Here is a 16,260-nt window from a genome sequence, read left to right as displayed (position 1 = left end):
GCGGGCACGCCAAAGCCGGCGCAGGGGCCCTGCGCCTGAGGCTATGCGCCTTAACGTTGTTTAGGGGTGCTTTAGGCGGCCGTGAGATCCGCCGGGAAGCGGTAGGCCGAGGCATTAAACTGCGCGCTCGCCCCGGGGTAGGCGATGCGGCAGCCCACCCCATCAAGGATGTCTAGGTAACCCCGCAACTTCTTACCCCGGCGGGTAAAGCCACACCGGTCATCGTCATTGACCCCATTGTGATAGCCACACGCCATCACCAGATTGTTCATGTTGGTCAACCCGCCATTTTTCACCGCAACCACGTGATTGACCTGGCACTCCACGGCTGGGGCGTAGCACCCCGGCCACGAACACGTGGGGTTCATCAACGCCGCCGCCATGAACTGCTTGGGATTAGCGAACCGCTCCGTGTCATAAAGATTGATTTTGCCTTCCGCGGGGTGAACCGCCAGCACCCGCCCCGACTCCTCGAACTTCGCATTCAGCACCTGCGCCCCCGTTAGCGTTGCGCCCTCGACGGTGCGAAAGACCGCCTCGCGACCATCCTGCGCATCGGTATGCACCAGCCGGAGGTCAGCGTCCAGCGGGACAATCAGATTGAGCTTGACCACGGCCTCCGGCAGCCCAGGGCCCGCCGCCTTATCCAGCGCCTCTTCCAGCTCCTCCAGGCTGCCGCGCTTGGCCCCAAGGACCGCGCGCAATCTAGCGCCTAGGAGCTTATCTGTATCGAAGACGAACCGGTCACGATCCGCTAACCGGCGGGAGCGAAACCCCATCTCGGGCGCTTTCTTAGGCTCGTGTTCGTCCAAAAAGGCCTTGGCCAGCCGGTCTATATCTTCAGGCGCGCTGGTAGATAATTGGGCGCGCAGGACCCATTTATCGCGCTGCTTTTTCACCTTCGCCACGTGCTTTTCCACCCGCAGCAAATCCGGCAGGGACAGCGGGCTTGCCGCCGCGCGGCGCTGCAAACCGGTAAAAGGCGTCTGACCGAAATACACCGACCATAGCCCCAGCATCGAATCGGCCTCATCGGGCGTGGCACCCCACGCCACCATCTGCGACTTAGAGACCCCTTCGGCCTGGGCCACCAAACCCAGCCCCTGGGCGCGGAGTTGAAAATGTTGCTGCAAACTCATGCCGCCGAGGCTAAGCCCGCCACCCCGCAGGCCACAACGGTCCGCAGCGCCCCTGTGGATAACCCCACACCCGCGCCCCGCCAGGAAGGAACCTAGGCTACGTTATCCACAGATTCCGCCTCCCCCACGCGTCATGATTGACCCCCACTCCCCCACCGGCTATCATGCCGCGCACCCGCGCCAGCAGGCCCGGCTGGGTAGGGTAATCCCTGGTTCGTGACGTAAACTATCTGCGTGTCAAGTAGCGTTGCAACCCAAACCCAGAACCCTCCCGCCACCTTTCGGGTAACCCAAAAGTCCCCAGCTTGGCTGCGCATCCTCGCAGTGGTCGCCGGGCTCGTGGGTTTCTTGATGTTCGTGGCGACCCCGTTGCTACCGGTCAATCAGACCCAGGCCTCGTTGAGCTGGCCCCAGAATGAATCCCTAAACTCCGTCAACGCCCCGCTGATTTCCGTGGCGCCGGAGTCCATTCAGGCCACCATCCCACTGGAGGCCGCCGACTACCTTAATGAAGGCCAAACCCTGCTCTACGGTACCGTTCCGCCGGAATCCGAGGAGGCCACCAACCGCGGCATGTTTGTGCGCACCGGTGATTTTGGCCTGACCGTCACCAGCCTGGATGAGGTGGTCCTCTCCTTAAGCGCAGAAGAGGCAAGTGAGCTTCCGGCGGATGCCGCGCTAAGCCTCACCATGACCGGTGACGGCACCACGGTGAGCGCCGGGCGCTTTGAGGAGACCATCGAGGAGGACCTGCGTCCGCAGGTCACCGGCGTTTACACGGAGATTGAAAACACCCCTGAGGCGCTTGCTGCGCTCTCCTCAGCGGGTCTGGACGTGGACGTGGAGATCAACTCCCGTTTTACCTCGTCCCCTACCCCGTTGAAGCTCGCGGCCATGTGGATCGGCCTGGCAATGGTGTTAGTCTCCTTGTTCTGCCTGTGGCGCATAGACGCGCTTGACGGGCAGAAGCGCGGCTTCATGCCACCGTCCTGGAAGCAGGTTCGCCCGCTGGATGGCGTGGTGGCGGCCATCTTGGTCTTCTGGCATATCTTCGGTTCCAATACCTCCGATGATGGCTTCATCTTCACCATGGGCCGCGTCTCCGAGAACGCGGATTACATGGCCAACTACTACCGCTGGTACGGCGTTCCGGAGTCCCCGTTCGGCTCCCCGTACTATGACCTGATTGCGCTGCTGGCGCAGATCAACACCGCGTCAATCTTCATGCGCCTGCCCGCGTTGATCGCCGGCCTCTTGGTGTGGTTCGTGCTCTCCCGCGAGATCCTGCCGCGCTTTGGCGCCAACATCGATGGCCGCCGCGTGGCCCACTGGACCGCGGCCTTTATGTTCCTGGCGTTCTGGCTGCCGTACAACAACGGCACCCGCCCGGAGCCAATCGTGGCGCTCGGTGTCATGCTGACGTGGGCGTCATTCGAGCGTTCCATCGCCACGCGCCGCCTGCTGCCGGCGGCGGTGGGCACCATCATCGCCACCTTGACGCTGGGGCTCGGCCCAACGGGCCTATTCGCCGTGGGAGTGTTCCTGGTCTGCCTGCCGAGGCTGTTTAAGTTCATGTCTGAGCGCGTTGCATCCATGGGTGGCGGCGCCTTGGGCTGGCTGACCATGGTGGCCCCATTCCTGGCTTGTGGCACCGCGATTTTGGTTGCGGTATTCGGTGACCAGACCCTGGCCACGGTGCTTGAGTCCACCCGCGTACGCACCGAGGTGGGCCCGGCCCTACCGTGGCACTCAGAGTACGTCCGCTACACCACGCTCTTCGAGCAGTCCGTGGACGGTTCCATGACCCGCCGCTTTGCGATGTTTACCATGCTGTTCTGCCTGGTGCTCATCCTGTTCGCGTACGTTAAGGACCGCCGGATTCCTAGCGTGCCGGCCGGCCCCACCCGCCGCCTGCTGCTGATCATCGCGCTGTCCATGTTCTTCCTGCTGTTCACCCCGACCAAGTGGACCCACCACTTTGGTATCTACGCCGGCGTGGCTGGCGTGGTGGCGGCGCTGGGCGCGGTGGTGCTGTCCCAGATTGCCTTGAAGAGCCCGCGCGCCCGCACGTTCGCGGTGGGTTCCGTGGTCCTGCTCATGGCCATCTCTTTGGCCGGCTGGAACGCCTGGTGGTACGTCTCCTCCTTCGGCATCCCTTGGTGGGACCGCGCCCCGCAGTTTAAGGGTATTGAATTTAGCACCGTGGTGCTGGTGATCGGCCTGGTCATCATGGGAGTCGGCGTGGTGCAATCCATGCTGCACTCCGTCCGCCTGGACCGGGCCCGCGAGGCCGGCCACGAGGCTGACTTCCGCGCCGATGAAGCCCGGAAGGTCTCCCGCTGGGCGGGTATCGTGTCCGCCCCCATCGCGCTGGCCTGCATCGTCATGGTCTCGGTGTCCATGGCGTCCTTCGCCAAGGCGTACGTCTCGCAGGGGGAGGCGTTTTCCATCGGACGCGGCAACCTGGCCTCGCTGGGCGGGGACCGCTGCGGCCTTGCGTCCCACGCGCTGATTGAGAAAAACACCAATGCCGCGTTCCTCACCCCGATTGAAGGCAGCCTGGCGGATTCACTGGTCAACGAGGAGGAGCGCTTCTCCGGGTTTGACCCCAACTGGATTCCCGAGTCCATCGAGCCGGAGAACATGAACTCCGCCTCCGTGGGCGCCATTGCCACGCAGACGGAGGATTCTTCCGATACCGCGCCTGCCGATCCGTCCCAGGGCGCGGCAAATGACGGAACCACCCTGACCGAGGAGCAGCAGGAGCAGCAGGATCGCGAGTCCGCGTCCGAGGGCGGCACCCGCGAGACCAAGGGCGCCAACGGTTCCACCATCCAGCTACCGTTCAACCTGGACTACACCAAGGTCCCGGTCCTAGGTTCCTACAACGAGGCCCAGCAGGGCACCGCCCAGGTCACCACCCAGTGGTTCGAGCTGCCCGAGGCTACGGAGACCACCCCATTGCTGACCATGTCCGTGGCCGGCCGCATCTACCACCATGACGTTAACGGCGTGGAGCAAGAGGGCTTGGACCTCGTGCTTGAGTACGGCACGCGTGACGGTCAATCCGTCACCAATGTCGGTGAGCTTGAGATGAGTGATGTGGGTGCCACCCCGCAGTGGCGCAACCTGCGCATCGCGTTGGAGGACATCCCGGCGGAGGCCGACGTTGTGCGCGTCTCCGCGACCGACGACTCCCTCGACGAGGACGACTGGGTTGCCTTCACCCCGCCGCGCGTGCCGGAGCTCCAGCCGCTGGGTGAGCGTTTCACGTTGGAGACCCCGGCGCTGCTGGACTGGTCCGTGGCGCTGCAGTTCCCGTGCCAGCGCACGTTTGACCACTACGCCGGCGTGACGGAAATTCCGGAGTATCGCGTCTCCCCTGACGCCCCCGGCAAGTCCACCCTGACGGACTTCCAGTCCTTCAGCGGCGGCGGGGCCATGGCCACGGCGGAAGCGGTGAACTACTCCTATGAGATCCCGTCCTACCTGGCCAACGATTGGGCCCGTGACTACGGTTCGATCGAAAAGTACGAGCTGCGCACCAACTCCCTGGGCGAGGCCCCGGTGGAGGCGGATATTCAGCATGAGGTCATCACGCGCTCCGGCCTGTGGAAGGACTCGGAGATGAAGATCCGCCCGGAGGGCTCCGAGTAATCGCGGCCGGGGGGCGGGCCCTCCTAAACAACACGTGGCGTGCAAGGCTATGAATCAAGCCTTGCACGCCACGTATTTCGTTAACGCCTACCGCCTACTCGGGGGCGGAGGCCAGGAAACGCGCCGCGGCCTTGACCCGCTCGCGCGCCACGGTGGGCGTGGAGACGCGGTGGCGGGCCACGTACTCCTCGACGCGGACGTGGGTTGCGGCCGCCGGGATCTCCGGGCGGGCGGCGATCTCATCCTGGAGCGCTACCTGCAGCAGCGTGCGCGGCCAGGACTCGGGGGCGGCAACGGCTACGCCCGCCCGGACCTCGTCCGGCAGGCCGTCGACCGAATCCAGGTCCGGGAAGGTCAGCAGCAACGCGTCCGGATTGATTCCCAGCTCCGGATCGGCGGCCGCAGCGGCCAGCGCACCGCCGGAGGAATAACCCCACAGCACCAGCCGGGCCGCGCCCTCGCCGCGGGCGTAGTCCGCCGCGCGCCGGATGGCGGCTAGCATGTCCGCCACGGAGTGCTCGGGCGCCAGCGGGTAGTCCAGGTCCATGACGGTGGCGCCGGACAGGGCGGCCGCGGCCGCGACCTCGGGACGCCACTGCATCTCCAGGGCCTGGCCGGAGCCGCGCCACCAGCCGCCGGAGTGCAAGGAAATAACCCAGGTCCCCTGCGCCGCGCCGGCCGCTGGACCGGGTGCATAGACCTGCGCGCCCAGCTCGGGCAGGTCGCGGATCTGGAGGCCGGCCAACTCATCGGCAAAGGCCACGCCCGGCATCTCGTGCTCGCCGCCGGAGCCCAAGACCATGACGGAGGCGTGCGTGATCCGGTCGGGCAGCAGCGCGGAGTAACGGTCCGCGGGCAGAGGATCCCCCGCCCCGCCCCTCCACGGTGGGGTGAAATCCGGCAGGTCATAATGCGCGTCCATGTAGGAGCACAGCTGCTCTAGCTGCTCCTCCTCGCTCAGCTGGCGCTGCTGGCCGCCGATGCGCCAGTCCTGGCCGGGTTCCAACGGACGTTGCTGGGAATTTTTGTCGTCGCTCATACCCTCCGAGCCTACCGGCCGGACCGCGGGCTAACTACCAGATGGTCACCCGCTGGTCCTCCGGCAGGAACATGGCGGAATCCTGGTCCACGTCGAAGGCCTCATAGAACTCGGCGATGTTGCGCGCGATGAAGTTGCACCGGAACTCCGCCGGGGAGTGAGGATCCATGGCCAGGTACTGGGTGGCCAGCTCCGGGCGGATGGCGGTGCGCCACACGCGAGCCCACGCGAAGAACAGGCGCTGCAGGCCGTTCCACTCCTTCTCGCCCAGGGCGGGGTCAGCGTCTTCTACCTCGAAGGGCGCCAGCTGGCCCAGCGGGTCAATGCCCTTGTCCTGGCAGTACTTCTTGTAGGCCACCACGGCGATGCCCAGGCCGCCCAGGTCACCGATGTTCTCACCCAGGGTGAACTTGCCGTTGACGCCGCTGGATTCGATGCCGGCCTCGGTCAACACGGACGGGACTTCACCGTCATACTGCTCCACCAGCTTGGCGGTGAGGCGCTCAAAGGCTGCGCGGTCTTCATCCGTCCACCATGAGTCCAGGTTGCCCCGGCCGTCATACTGGGAGCCCTGGTCATCAAAACCGTGGCCGATCTCGTGGCCGATTACCGCGCCAATAGCGCCGAAGTTCTCCGCCGCGTCGGCGTCCGGGCTATAAAACGGCGCGCGCAGGATGGCCGCCGGGAAGGTGATGTCATTGACGGTTGGGTTATAAAACGCGTTGACCATCTGCGGCGGGCAGAACCACTCGTCGCGGTTGGTTGGCTTGCCCAGCTTGGCCAGCTCAAAGTCGTGGGCCCAGGCATGCCCGGCGCGCACGTCGGCCAGCAGATCCTCGCCGGAGAATTCCAGGCCGGTGTAATCGCGCCATTTGTCCGGGTAGCCAATCTTGGCGTTGAACTGGGAGAGTTTCTCCAGCGCGCGGCGGCGGGTGCCCTCCGTCATCCACGGCAGCGTGGAGATGCGGTCCTCATAGGCGTCCGTCAGGTAACGCACCAGCTCTTCCATCTCTGCCTTGGAAGAGGCCGGGAAGTGCCTGTCCACAAACACCCGGCCAATTTCTTGGGAGACGAAGGAATCCGCCAGGCCCACGCCGCGCTTCCAGCGATCGCGCTGCTGGGTGGCGCCGGTGAGCTTGGTGCCAAAGAACTCGAAGTTCTTGGCGCCCACCTCCTCCGGGAGCAGGCCGGCGCGGGAGTACAGGATGTGCCAGGTGGCCCAGAGCTGCCAGTCCGCGAGGCGCTCGTCGGTAAGGAGCCTATCTAAGTGTTCGAAGTAGCTTGGCATCATCGCCACCAGGCGGTGCTCGGGCACGCGGGCGCCTTCAAGCATGACGCGGACCTTGGCGGGGAGCTCGGATAGGTTGCGGTAGTTGTGGGTCTTGATGGCGTCGCGGGATTCCACCACGTCCCAGTGCCCGGCGGCGATCTCGGTCTCTAGGGCCACGATGCGCTCGGCCGCGGCCGCGGCCGGCAGCCCGAACAGGCGGGCCGGGTCCAAAAATCCCAGCATCTCCTCGACGTGCTTCTTATAGGCGGCCAGGATCTGCGCATGGGCTTCCTCGCGGTAATAGGCCTCATCCGGCAGGCCTAGGCCGGACTGGACCACGTAGGCCACCTCATCTTCCGTGCCGGAGTCCTTGCTGGAGTAGAACGAGGCCGGCGCGCCCACGCCCTCACGGTCTAGCTCGCCGAGCACGAACGCAAACTCCGTGGAGTCCTTGACGCTTAGGCGGTCCAAGTCCGCGTCGAGCGGGGCCATGCCGCGGGCGTTGATGGTTTCTACGTCCATGAACTGGCAGTAGAGGATACCGGCGCGGCCGGAATCCTGCTCGACGATCTCCTTGACCTCTAGCTCCGCGTCATCGCGCAATTTGTGGAAGGCGCCGTCCACGCCGCGGTCATCGGGAATAACGTGGGAAGTGAGCCATGGGCCGTTAATAAATTGGTACAAGTCCTTCATGCCCACCCACTCTAGCCCAACTTAACCCCGTAAATTCTGATAAAAGTGGACGGCATGACGTTGAACAAGTCGGGGAACGCCGTGGCGGCCGTGTGTGCCCTGGGCGTTGCGGCGTTGGGGTTGCCCGCGGCGCTGGGTTTAGTGATTCCGGGTAAGCCCGCCGAGTATGGGCCGGTCAGTTTCGCCGGCAAGGAGGTGGCGGGCACCCGGTGCGCGGTGGAGGAGCCCATGGAATTTGACGCGTCGTGGGACTGCGGCGACACGGTCGTGGCGACTCGCTATCTTGCGGCCCAGCCCTCCCTTCCTTTTGACCCGACCACCGCCCTTAAGCGCACCGCCCGCATGTATTTTGGCGGCGGCGCACAGCCCGAGGGCCAGACGCTGGCTTCCGAGGCCGGCTCCGTGTTCATCGCCGCCGAACACGCGCTCATCGCCATCAACGTGGGAGATGACTACGCGGTTATCAGCGGGCGCGGCGCCGGGGACCTGGCCAAGGCCCTGTGGGCCACGGCAACGCGGGCACCACTGCCGACCGGCGGCGCGACCAACCTGGAGGCGCTATGACGGCCGCGAAGATCCTGGTTGGCTTGCTGACCTTGTCCGGCCTGGGCGGCGTGCTGTTTTTCCTGTTCACATCCGCGATATCTTCCCCGGTGGGGTTCGGCATTGGGATGGTGGCGGGCGGGCTGTATCTGGCCCTTTTGTTGTGGTTTATCTCCCGCTCGCCGATGTGGCCCGGACGCGGCCGCCGTTCCAATGCCCTGTGGGTCGCCTGCGCCCTGCTGGCAGGCTCCGGCGGGGCGATGTGGCTTACCGTGCTACCCGCCGTGGCCCTCATTGAGGCCGCCACGGCGCTGGGCTGGGATAATGCCGCCGCCAGCTGGGCCGGCGGCTACCCGGAGGAAGTGGCCAAGGCGCTTATCGTGGCGCTTATCCTGCTGGCCTTTTCGCAATTCGACCGGCCGTGGCACGGGCTGATTGTGGGCGCGGTGGTGGGCGCCGGTTTCGAGATTTTCGAAAACGTCCTCTACGGCGTGACGGGCGCGGTGATGGATCCCGAATCGGACGCGGTTGGCGCCACCTTCACCTGGGGTCTACGCGTGATAGTGGGGCCCGGCCTGCACGTGGTGTTTGCCGCTATCGCCGGCTGGGGCGTGGGTTGGGCGCTGCACAAGCGCAACATCGGGCCGGCCGTGGGCTGGACGTTTGCGGCCGTGGCGCTGCACTTTGCGTGGAACTACCTCATGGATGACGCGGCGTACCTCGCCAAGAACACCGTGGTGGCCGTGGCGATGTACTCAACCATCATAGTGCTGGTGCGCCGCGGCAACCGCCATGCGCGCACGCGGCCGCCGGGCCCGGGTTGGGTGCGCATCCCCTACCCGGCCGGGCCGGGCTTTAACACACCTGGGATGAGCCCGCCCGCGCCAGGGCGTCGCACACCTGGCCGGTGACCTGAGCCTCGGTGCGGGCAACGCCGTAGGCCGCATCGCGCGCGGCCCGGCGCAGGTGCTGCGGGGTTTCACGCGGCAGGTTATTCGCCGCGGCCACCAGCCCCCGGGAGGAACCGGCCGGCGCGGGGGCGGCCGGAGCGCCCGGGGCGCTGGGGGTGACGCGAACGGCGCCGAGGACGTCGGCGGTAAGCTGCGCGGCCGGCCCCGAGGTCTGCGCGGCGATGACAAAGCCATTGCCCGTGGACGCGGTGGCGTGCAGGGAGGCGCGGTCATCCGACCAGCCAAACTTGGTGCCGGTCACGCCGGGGATGCGGGCGGTGCCGTAGTCCTGGCGGTAGCCGTCGGCCGCGATGGGCGCTGCGGTCTCCATCCCGCGGAACAGCGGCGCGGCGGCGGGATCCCCACGCACGGTGGACAGGAAACGCGCCATATCCTGCGTGGATGTGGTGGTATTGCCCCAGTAGCCATTGTGGCGGGTCTCCGTCAGGCCAAACTGGCCGATGACGGACGGGATAGCCTGCGGGTATTTCCTGTCCAGGTAGGAGGCGGTGCCGTCCTCGCTGTAGCGGATCATGTTTTCCACCCGCGCCTTGTCCTCCGGCGCGCCGTTGCGGGAGACCCAGTAGCCCAGGTAGAGCTTGGACAGGGACAGCGCCGGGCGGGACTGGTGGCTATTGGGCGTGGCCACGGTGGCGCCATTGCCGTAGCGCAGCGTGATGGACGTCCTTTCCGGAACGCCGGATGGATTGAGCGTGGTGGCGGCCTGCGCGGGCGCGGCCAACCCCAGCGCCAGGCTAAACGCCACGGCAAGCGGCAGCGGTAGTTTCCTCAACATTGTTCATATACTAGCCTGCCGCGACGGCCTGGAATAGGAAAAGCCGCCCGCCCGACGCGGGGGCAGGCGGCGGCCGGAACACTGGCCGTGCTCCGGTGGCGGGCTTTTAGTAAGCGCCGCGTGGTGCCTCGACGTGATCGCGGATGGCTTCACCCTCGGCGTAGAGCGGCATGTCCTCGCCGGCCTTGTACCACGGCACGTGGATTGGCTCCAGTGGCGTGCGGCCCGCAATCAGGTCCGCGGCCTTTTCGGCAACCATCATCACTGGGGAGTAGATGTTGCCATTCGTCACGGATGGGAAGACGGACGCATCCACGACGTAGAGCCCCTCGACGCCCCAGACCTGCATGGTCTCAGGGTCCACCACGGCCATGGGGTCATCCTTGGAACCCATCTTTGCGGTGCAGGATGGGTGCAGCGCGGTCTCGCCGTCATTGCGCACCCATTCCAGAATTTCTTCATCGGTCTGCACGGCAGGGCCTGGGCTGAACTCGGTTGCCCCCACCTCACGCATGGCCTCGGTGTCCAGCAGGGAGCGGGCGACGCGGATCGCCTCCACCCACTCGCGGCGGTCCTGATCCGTGCGCAGGTAGTTGAACAAAATCTCCGGCTTGTCCTTGATGTCTGCGCTCTTGATGCGGACATGGCCCTTGGTGTCAGAGAACATTGGGCCCACGTGCCACTGGAAGCCGTGCTTTACGTCAGCCTTCTGGCCGTCATAGCGCACCGCCATCGGCAAGAAGTGGAACATGAGGTTTGGGTATTCCTCATTCTCATTGGAACGCACAAAGCCACCGGCCTCGAAGTGGGAGGTGGCGACCGGCCCCTTGTGGGTGGTCAGCCACTGCAGGCCCATCAGCGGCCAACGCCACTTGTCCAGGTAAGGCTGGGAGGAGTCAGTGGAGTTCTTGGTCTCATACTGGATGTAGACCTCCAGGTGATCCTGCAGGTTCTCGCCCACGCCCGGGAGATCCTTGACCACCTTAATGCCGTGGCTCTCCAGCAGCTCCTTAGGGCCAACGCCGGAGACCTGCATCAGCTGCGGGGTGTTGAAAGCGCCCGCTGACAGGACAATCTTCTTGGCATAGATGCGCCGGGTCTGACCCTTCCACTCATACTCAACGCCCACTGCCTTCTGCCCCTCGAAGAGGATGCGGGAGGTCAGCGCGCGGGTGCGGATCTCAAGGTTCTTACGGTTCTTGATGGTGTGCAGGTACGCGCGGGCCGCGGACAGGCGGCGCCCGTGCTTGATGTTGCGGTCAAACGGGGCAAAACCCTCCTGGCGGTAGCCGTTGACGTCATTGGTCAGGTTGCGGCCGGACTGCTGGACGGACTTGAACAGCGCCTGGAACAGCGGGGAGGTTGCGGGGCCGCGGGAGAGGTACAGCGGGCCGTTGTGGCCGCGGCGCGGGTCGTTAGGCTCCGCCGCGGCGGCGGTCTCCATGCGGTTGAAGTATGGCAAGCAGTGGGCGAAGTCCCAGTGCTCCATCCCGTCATTCTTGGCCCACTTCTCATAGTCCATCGGGTTGCCGCGCTGGTAGATCATGCCGTTGACGGAGGAAGAGCCTCCCAGGACCTTGCCGCGCGCGTGGTACACGCGGCGGCCGTTCATCTCTGGCTCCGGCTCCGACTCAAACTTCCAGTCGTAGTTCTTGTTCCCGATTGGGAAGGAGAATGCGGATGGCATGTGGATAAACAGATCCCACAGGGAATCCGGGCGGCCGGCCTCGAGGACAACCACGCGGGTGTCCTTGTCCTCGGTCAGGCGGTTGGCGATGACGGAGCCGGCGGAGCCGCCGCCCACAACTACTACGTCGCTGACTTCATCAGTTACGGATGGGGCAGTCTTGGCCTTGCCCTCAGTCTTGGCCTTGTCTCGCTTGAGTACTTTGTTGACGAAATTCATCAAGATTCCTTTCGCGCATATGGTTTTATTCACGGTTTCCACAGGTCTCAGCGTGACTTTCCTGCGCACGGCCGCCGCGAGGGCCCCTCCAGCGATGGAGCTGACGCGGCAGAAAATCACCCCTAGTCATCTCACCAACGTGAAACCGAACGGTTGTTACAGTAACCTAGCATATAGATTGATACGGTTTTTGGCTAAAATCCCATTCAATTTGGAAAACACCCTATAACTAAAGTTCAAGCGCCTGCTTCCGTGAAGCCGTCTTGAATCGCGGACCGGAAACGCGGTCCTGCCTTGGGATTTGAAGCCCCAAGAAGCGCCCCGGCGGAGCTCCCAATCACCGCCCTGGGCGTTGCGGTTTGCAGCGGCCGAACAATGGTGGCCACCCGGCCCCTTAGGGCAGGCGCGTGAGGAGATTATTGACGTGTCTGATACGAATCCAGGCCACCAGAGTGAGGCTCAGGAGGTGGCCCAGCCCGCCAAGCGCCGGGCGAACCGCTACCAATTGCGGGCCCTGGTGGGCAGCTACCGCGCAGAAACCGGTGACGATGTAGGAGCCGGCGAGGTTGAACCGCCGGAGACCAACTGGCCGGTGTTCATCATCTCCGCCATCGGCGTGCTGGCCGTGGCGGCCTACGCATTCTTTGGCCGGGAGCACGCCCAAGAGACCCTGGGCAACGTGACCAGCTGGATTGCCACCAACCTGGGCTGGTTCTACATCCTCACCGCCACGGTGGCCGTGGTATTCGTCCTAGTCATCGCCTTTGGCCGCTCCGGCCATGTCCGCCTGGGCCCGGACCATTCCCGCCCAAAGTTCAACCTCTTTACCTGGGCCTCCATGCTCTTTGCCGCCGGCATTGGCGTGGATCTGATGTTCTTCGCGGTGGCGGAGCCAATCACCATGTACCTGGCCCCGCCGCTGGAGGACCCCGAATCCATGCAGGCCGCCAAGGACGCCGTGGTCTTTGCCCTGTTCCACTACGGCCTGACCGGTTGGGCACTATACGCTCTCATGGGCATGGCCTTCGGGTACTTTGCATATCGCCTGAACATGCCGCTGGCCATCCGTTCAGCGCTGTACCCGTTGATTGGAAAGCGCGTGCATGGCCCGGCCGGCGACGCGGTAGACATCGCCGCAATGCTGGGCACCGTCTTCGGCGTGGCCGCGTCCCTGGGTATTGGCGTGGTACAGCTCGCCTACGGCATCCACCTCATCACCGGCTGGGACCAGGGCGCCGGATTGCAGGCCGGCCTGGTTATCGTGGCCATTGCCGTGGCCACGGTCTCCGCCGTCTCCGGCGTGGACAAGGGCATTCGCCGCCTGTCCGAGGCCAACGTGTTCCTCGCCATCGCCATGATGCTGTACGTGGTTATCGCGGGTAAGACTTCTTACCTCTTTGACACGCTCATCATGAACATTGGTGACTACGTTTCCTCCTTCCCTTCCTGGACCATGGACACCATGGCGTTTTCCCCGAATCCGGATGAGACCCACGCCTGGATGGAGGCGTGGACCCTGTTCTTCTGGGCATGGTGGATTGCGTGGGCGCCATTCGTCGGCCTGTTCCTGGCCCGCATCTCCCGCGGCCGCACCCTGCGCCAGTTCATCGTGGGCACCCTGACGTTCCCGTTCTTGTTCATCCTGTTGTGGATGAGTTTCTTCGGCAATTCCGCCATCGACCTGGTCCGCAACCAGGGTAAGGCAGAGTTCGGCGAGACTGCGATGAACTATCCCGAGCAGGGCTTTTATGATCTCCTGGGTTCCTACCCTGGGGCCACGTTCCTCATCATCATCGCCACCCTGATTGGCCTGCTGCTGTACATCACGTCCGCGGACTCCGGCTCCCTGGTGATGTCTAACTTCACCTCCCGCATCACGGATTCCCGCCAGGACGGCCCACGCTGGTCCCGAATCTTCTGGTCCGTGGCGGTTGGCGTGCTGACCCTGACCATGCTGCAGATTGACGGTATCCCCACCGTCCAGTCCGCGACCATCGTCATGGGCCTGCCGTTTTCCTTCGTGGTGTACTTCATCATGTTCTCCCTGTGGAAGTGCCTGCGTCTGGAACACTACGAGGCCCAGGCCCGCGCCCTGGCCCTCCCACACGCAATGTCCGGCCGCGTGGATTCCACCTCGGATTCTGATGAATTGTGGAAACTGCGCCTCAACCGCGCTACCGCATGGCCAACGCGCGATGACATGACTAACTACATCCGCGAGACCGCCGCGCCCGCGCTGAAGAAGGTCACGGAGGAGATGCGCGCCAACGGCTACAAGGCCACCCTTCTGACCTCCGTGGTCCCTGAGATCAACGTCTCCCACCTGGATCTCAACGTTCAGTTGGAAGACGAGCGCAACTTCCGTTATCAACTGTTCCCCGTGGCGGAACCCCGACCGGATTATGCAGAGGGCGTGGGCGAAGAGCTTTACTACCGCCTTGAGGTCTACGGCCTCAGCGGCTCCCTGGGCTATGACGTCTACGGCTATACCCAGCATCAGCTCATCAACAACCTGCTTGACCTGTTTGAACGGCACATGGCGTTCCTGCACATGCAGCGTGAGGATTCCGGCAGCTCCGACATGTCAGACAATGCGGCCCCGATCCGCACCTGGCGCGACGATAGTTAACAACAACGTATTTGAAAGGCTTTTATGACCTCCCTTTTCGACCCAACCAAAGAAGAAATGCTCGCCCCTGTTCACGCCTCTGGCGGCCCCCGCAGCCTCTACATCGGCGGTGAGTGGGTAGCGGCCCAGTCCGGCGAGACCCGCACCATCACCTGCCCGGCGGACGGCTCCACCGTGGGCGTGGTCTCCGAGGCGTCCGACGCGGACACGGAGCGCGCCATCAAGGTCGCCCGCGAGACCTTCGACGCCGGCGAGTGGACCTCCGTCCCGGCCATCGAGCGCGGCAAGATCCTGCTCAAGGTCGCCGATATCATCCGCGAGCGCAAGGACTTATTCGCCGCCGCCGAGTCCGCCGATACCGGAAAACGCCTGGAAGAGTCCGAGGGCGATATGGATGACATCGCTGGCGCCTTCGAGTACTTCGGCACCTTGGCCAGCCACCAGGCCGGCCGCGTGGTTGACCCCGCCGATGACAACGTCCGCTCCCGCATCGACGCCGAACCAGTGGGCGTATGCGGCCTTATCACCCCCTGGAACTACCCGCTGCTGCAGGTGTCCTGGAAGGTGGCCCCTGCCATCGCCGCAGGCAACACCTTTGTGCTCAAGCAGGCCGAGCTGACCCCGCACACCGCCATGCTGCTCATGGCCGCCTTCGAAGAGGCGGGCCTGCCGGCGGGCGTGGCCAACCTCATCACCGGCGCCGGGGCCAACTGCGGCAACCCACTGTCCACCCACCCGGACGTGGACATGGTGTCCTTCACCGGCGGGCTTGAGACCGGCAAGCTCATCGCCAAGAACGCCGCCGGAACCATCAAGCGCACGGCGCTTGAGCTGGGCGGCAAGAACCCCAACGTTGTCTTCGCCGATGCTGATTTCGAGGCCGCGGTTGACAACGCCCTGACCGCCGCGTTCTTCCACTCCGGCCAGGTCTGCTCCGCGGGCTCCCGCCTGATTGTGGAGGCCTCCATCCACGACAAGTTCGTTGAGGAACTGGCCCGCCGCGCCAACAAGATCAAGATCGGCGGCCCAACGGACTCCAAGGCTGAGACCGGGCCACTGATCTCCGCCGAGCACCGCGACAAGATCACTGACTACGTTGAGACCGCCAAGCGGGAGGGCGCTACCGTGCTCTCCGGCGGCCGCAAGGCCGAGTCCTCCGACAACGAGGGACCTCACGGCACCGGCGAGACGGACCTCGGCGCCGGCATCTACTACCTGCCGACCATCCTGGATAACTGCACCCAGGACATGGAGTGCGTCCACGCCGAGGCCTTTGGCCCTACCGTCACGGTTGAGACCTTTGACACCGAGGAAGAAGCCATCAAGATTGCCAATGACACCGAGTACGGCCTAGCCGGCGCGGTCTGGACCACGGATGCCGGCAAGGCGGAGCGCGTGGCCCGCGCCCTGCGCCACGGCACCATCTGGATCAATGACTTCCACCCTTACCTGCCGCAGGCCGAGTGGGGCGGATACAAGCAATCCGGCAACGGCCGCGAGCTGGGCCCAACCGGCCTCGCGGAATACCAAGAGCACAAGCACGTCTACACCAACCTAGCGCCGGCAGCCACCGGGCAGTTCGGCCAGCAGTAACCCCTTAACCCCCTAAAGCGGCGTGGAGACTACCTCCTCGCCGCT

General features: G+C 64.7%; 10 protein-coding genes. 5 read left to right on the top strand and 5 right to left on the bottom strand.

Translation table 11 applies throughout. The features are described from left to right. Positions 1-71 precede the first annotated feature (71 nt). The gene (locus CENDO_RS00680; RefSeq protein ID WP_136140326.1) at positions 72-1,139 is read right to left on the bottom strand and encodes an HNH endonuclease signature motif containing protein; all 1,068 of its coding nucleotides are present in this window, start codon (positions 1,137-1,139) and stop codon (positions 72-74) included. Positions 1,140-1,373: 234 nt separating this feature from the next. On the opposite strand from CENDO_RS00680, the gene CENDO_RS00675 reads away from it, so the two are divergent. Beyond that, positions 1,374-4,796 carry an arabinosyltransferase domain-containing protein gene (locus CENDO_RS00675; RefSeq protein WP_425456186.1) on the top strand — a complete coding sequence of 1,141 codons (3,423 nt, stop codon included), beginning with the start codon at positions 1,374-1,376 and terminating at the stop codon, positions 4,794-4,796. A gap of 94 nt (positions 4,797-4,890) precedes the next feature. Here the strand turns inward: CENDO_RS00675 and CENDO_RS00670 are convergent, their stop codons facing one another. Further along, entirely contained in the window at positions 4,891-5,835 is a 945-nt protein-coding gene (locus CENDO_RS00670) for an alpha/beta hydrolase (RefSeq protein ID WP_136140325.1), read from the bottom strand. A 34-nt stretch (positions 5,836-5,869) separates the two neighbouring features. Further along, positions 5,870-7,798: a M13 family metallopeptidase gene (locus tag CENDO_RS00665; RefSeq protein ID WP_136140324.1), complete on the bottom strand. Its 1,929-nt coding sequence runs from the start codon at positions 7,796-7,798 to the stop codon at positions 5,870-5,872. A gap of 54 nt (positions 7,799-7,852) precedes the next feature. On the opposite strand from CENDO_RS00665, the gene CENDO_RS00660 reads away from it, so the two are divergent. After that, positions 7,853-8,362: a hypothetical protein gene (locus CENDO_RS00660; RefSeq protein ID WP_136140323.1), complete on the top strand. Its 510-nt coding sequence runs from the start codon at positions 7,853-7,855 to the stop codon at positions 8,360-8,362. After that, a complete protein-coding gene (locus CENDO_RS00655) occupies positions 8,359-9,252 on the top strand; it encodes a PrsW family intramembrane metalloprotease (RefSeq protein ID WP_136140322.1) in 894 nt (297 codons plus the stop codon). Before CENDO_RS00660 ends, CENDO_RS00655 begins: the two co-directional genes overlap by 4 nt. On the opposite strand, the gene CENDO_RS00650 is transcribed toward CENDO_RS00655, so the two are convergent. Beyond that, positions 9,197-10,087, bottom strand: coding sequence for a hypothetical protein (locus tag CENDO_RS00650; protein ID WP_136140321.1), 891 nt, complete (start codon positions 10,085-10,087; stop codon positions 9,197-9,199). The two genes, CENDO_RS00655 and CENDO_RS00650, sit on opposite strands and share 56 nt — an antisense overlap. Before the next feature lie 106 nt (positions 10,088-10,193). Continuing rightward, complete coding sequence (gene betA, locus CENDO_RS00645) at positions 10,194-11,993, bottom strand: choline dehydrogenase (protein ID WP_136140320.1); 1,800 nt, start codon at positions 11,991-11,993, stop codon at positions 10,194-10,196. Positions 11,994-12,459: 466 nt separating this feature from the next. Between betA and betT the strand changes: the two genes are divergently transcribed. Together betT and CENDO_RS00635 are read left to right on the top strand one after the other, a co-directional pair. Beyond that, positions 12,460-14,622 carry a choline BCCT transporter BetT gene (betT, locus tag CENDO_RS00640; protein ID WP_210726578.1) on the top strand — a complete coding sequence of 721 codons (2,163 nt, stop codon included), beginning with the start codon at positions 12,460-12,462 and terminating at the stop codon, positions 14,620-14,622. A gap of 24 nt (positions 14,623-14,646) precedes the next feature. Then, positions 14,647-16,215 (top strand): aldehyde dehydrogenase family protein, encoded by a 1,569-nt coding sequence (locus CENDO_RS00635; protein WP_136140319.1) that lies wholly within the window; start codon positions 14,647-14,649, stop codon positions 16,213-16,215. Positions 16,216-16,260: the final 45 nt, after the last annotated feature.

Origin of the sequence: Corynebacterium endometrii, from assembly GCF_004795735.1 — a bacterium.
Lineage (GTDB): Bacteria > Actinomycetota > Actinomycetes > Mycobacteriales > Mycobacteriaceae > Corynebacterium > Corynebacterium endometrii.
This window is presented reverse-complemented; position numbering and strand designations above follow the sequence as displayed.

What these genes read in the sequence shown, in the direction of transcription:
- CENDO_RS00680 (WP_136140326.1), bottom strand. Translation starts at nt 1,139, where the DNA reads ATGAGTTTGCAGCAACATTTTCAACTCCGCGCCCAGGGGCTGGGTTTG.
- CENDO_RS00670 (WP_136140325.1), bottom strand. Translation starts at nt 5,835, where the DNA reads ATGAGCGACGACAAAAATTCCCAGCAACGTCCGTTGGAACCCGGCCAG.
- CENDO_RS00665 (WP_136140324.1), bottom strand. Translation starts at nt 7,798, where the DNA reads ATGAAGGACTTGTACCAATTTATTAACGGCCCATGGCTCACTTCCCAC.
- CENDO_RS00660 (WP_136140323.1), top strand. Translation starts at nt 7,853, where the DNA reads ATGACGTTGAACAAGTCGGGGAACGCCGTGGCGGCCGTGTGTGCCCTG.
- CENDO_RS00655 (WP_136140322.1), top strand. Translation starts at nt 8,359, where the DNA reads ATGACGGCCGCGAAGATCCTGGTTGGCTTGCTGACCTTGTCCGGCCTG.
- CENDO_RS00650 (WP_136140321.1), bottom strand. Translation starts at nt 10,087, where the DNA reads ATGTTGAGGAAACTACCGCTGCCGCTTGCCGTGGCGTTTAGCCTGGCG.
- betA (WP_136140320.1), bottom strand. Translation starts at nt 11,993, where the DNA reads ATGAATTTCGTCAACAAAGTACTCAAGCGAGACAAGGCCAAGACTGAG.
- CENDO_RS00635 (WP_136140319.1), top strand. Translation starts at nt 14,647, where the DNA reads ATGACCTCCCTTTTCGACCCAACCAAAGAAGAAATGCTCGCCCCTGTT.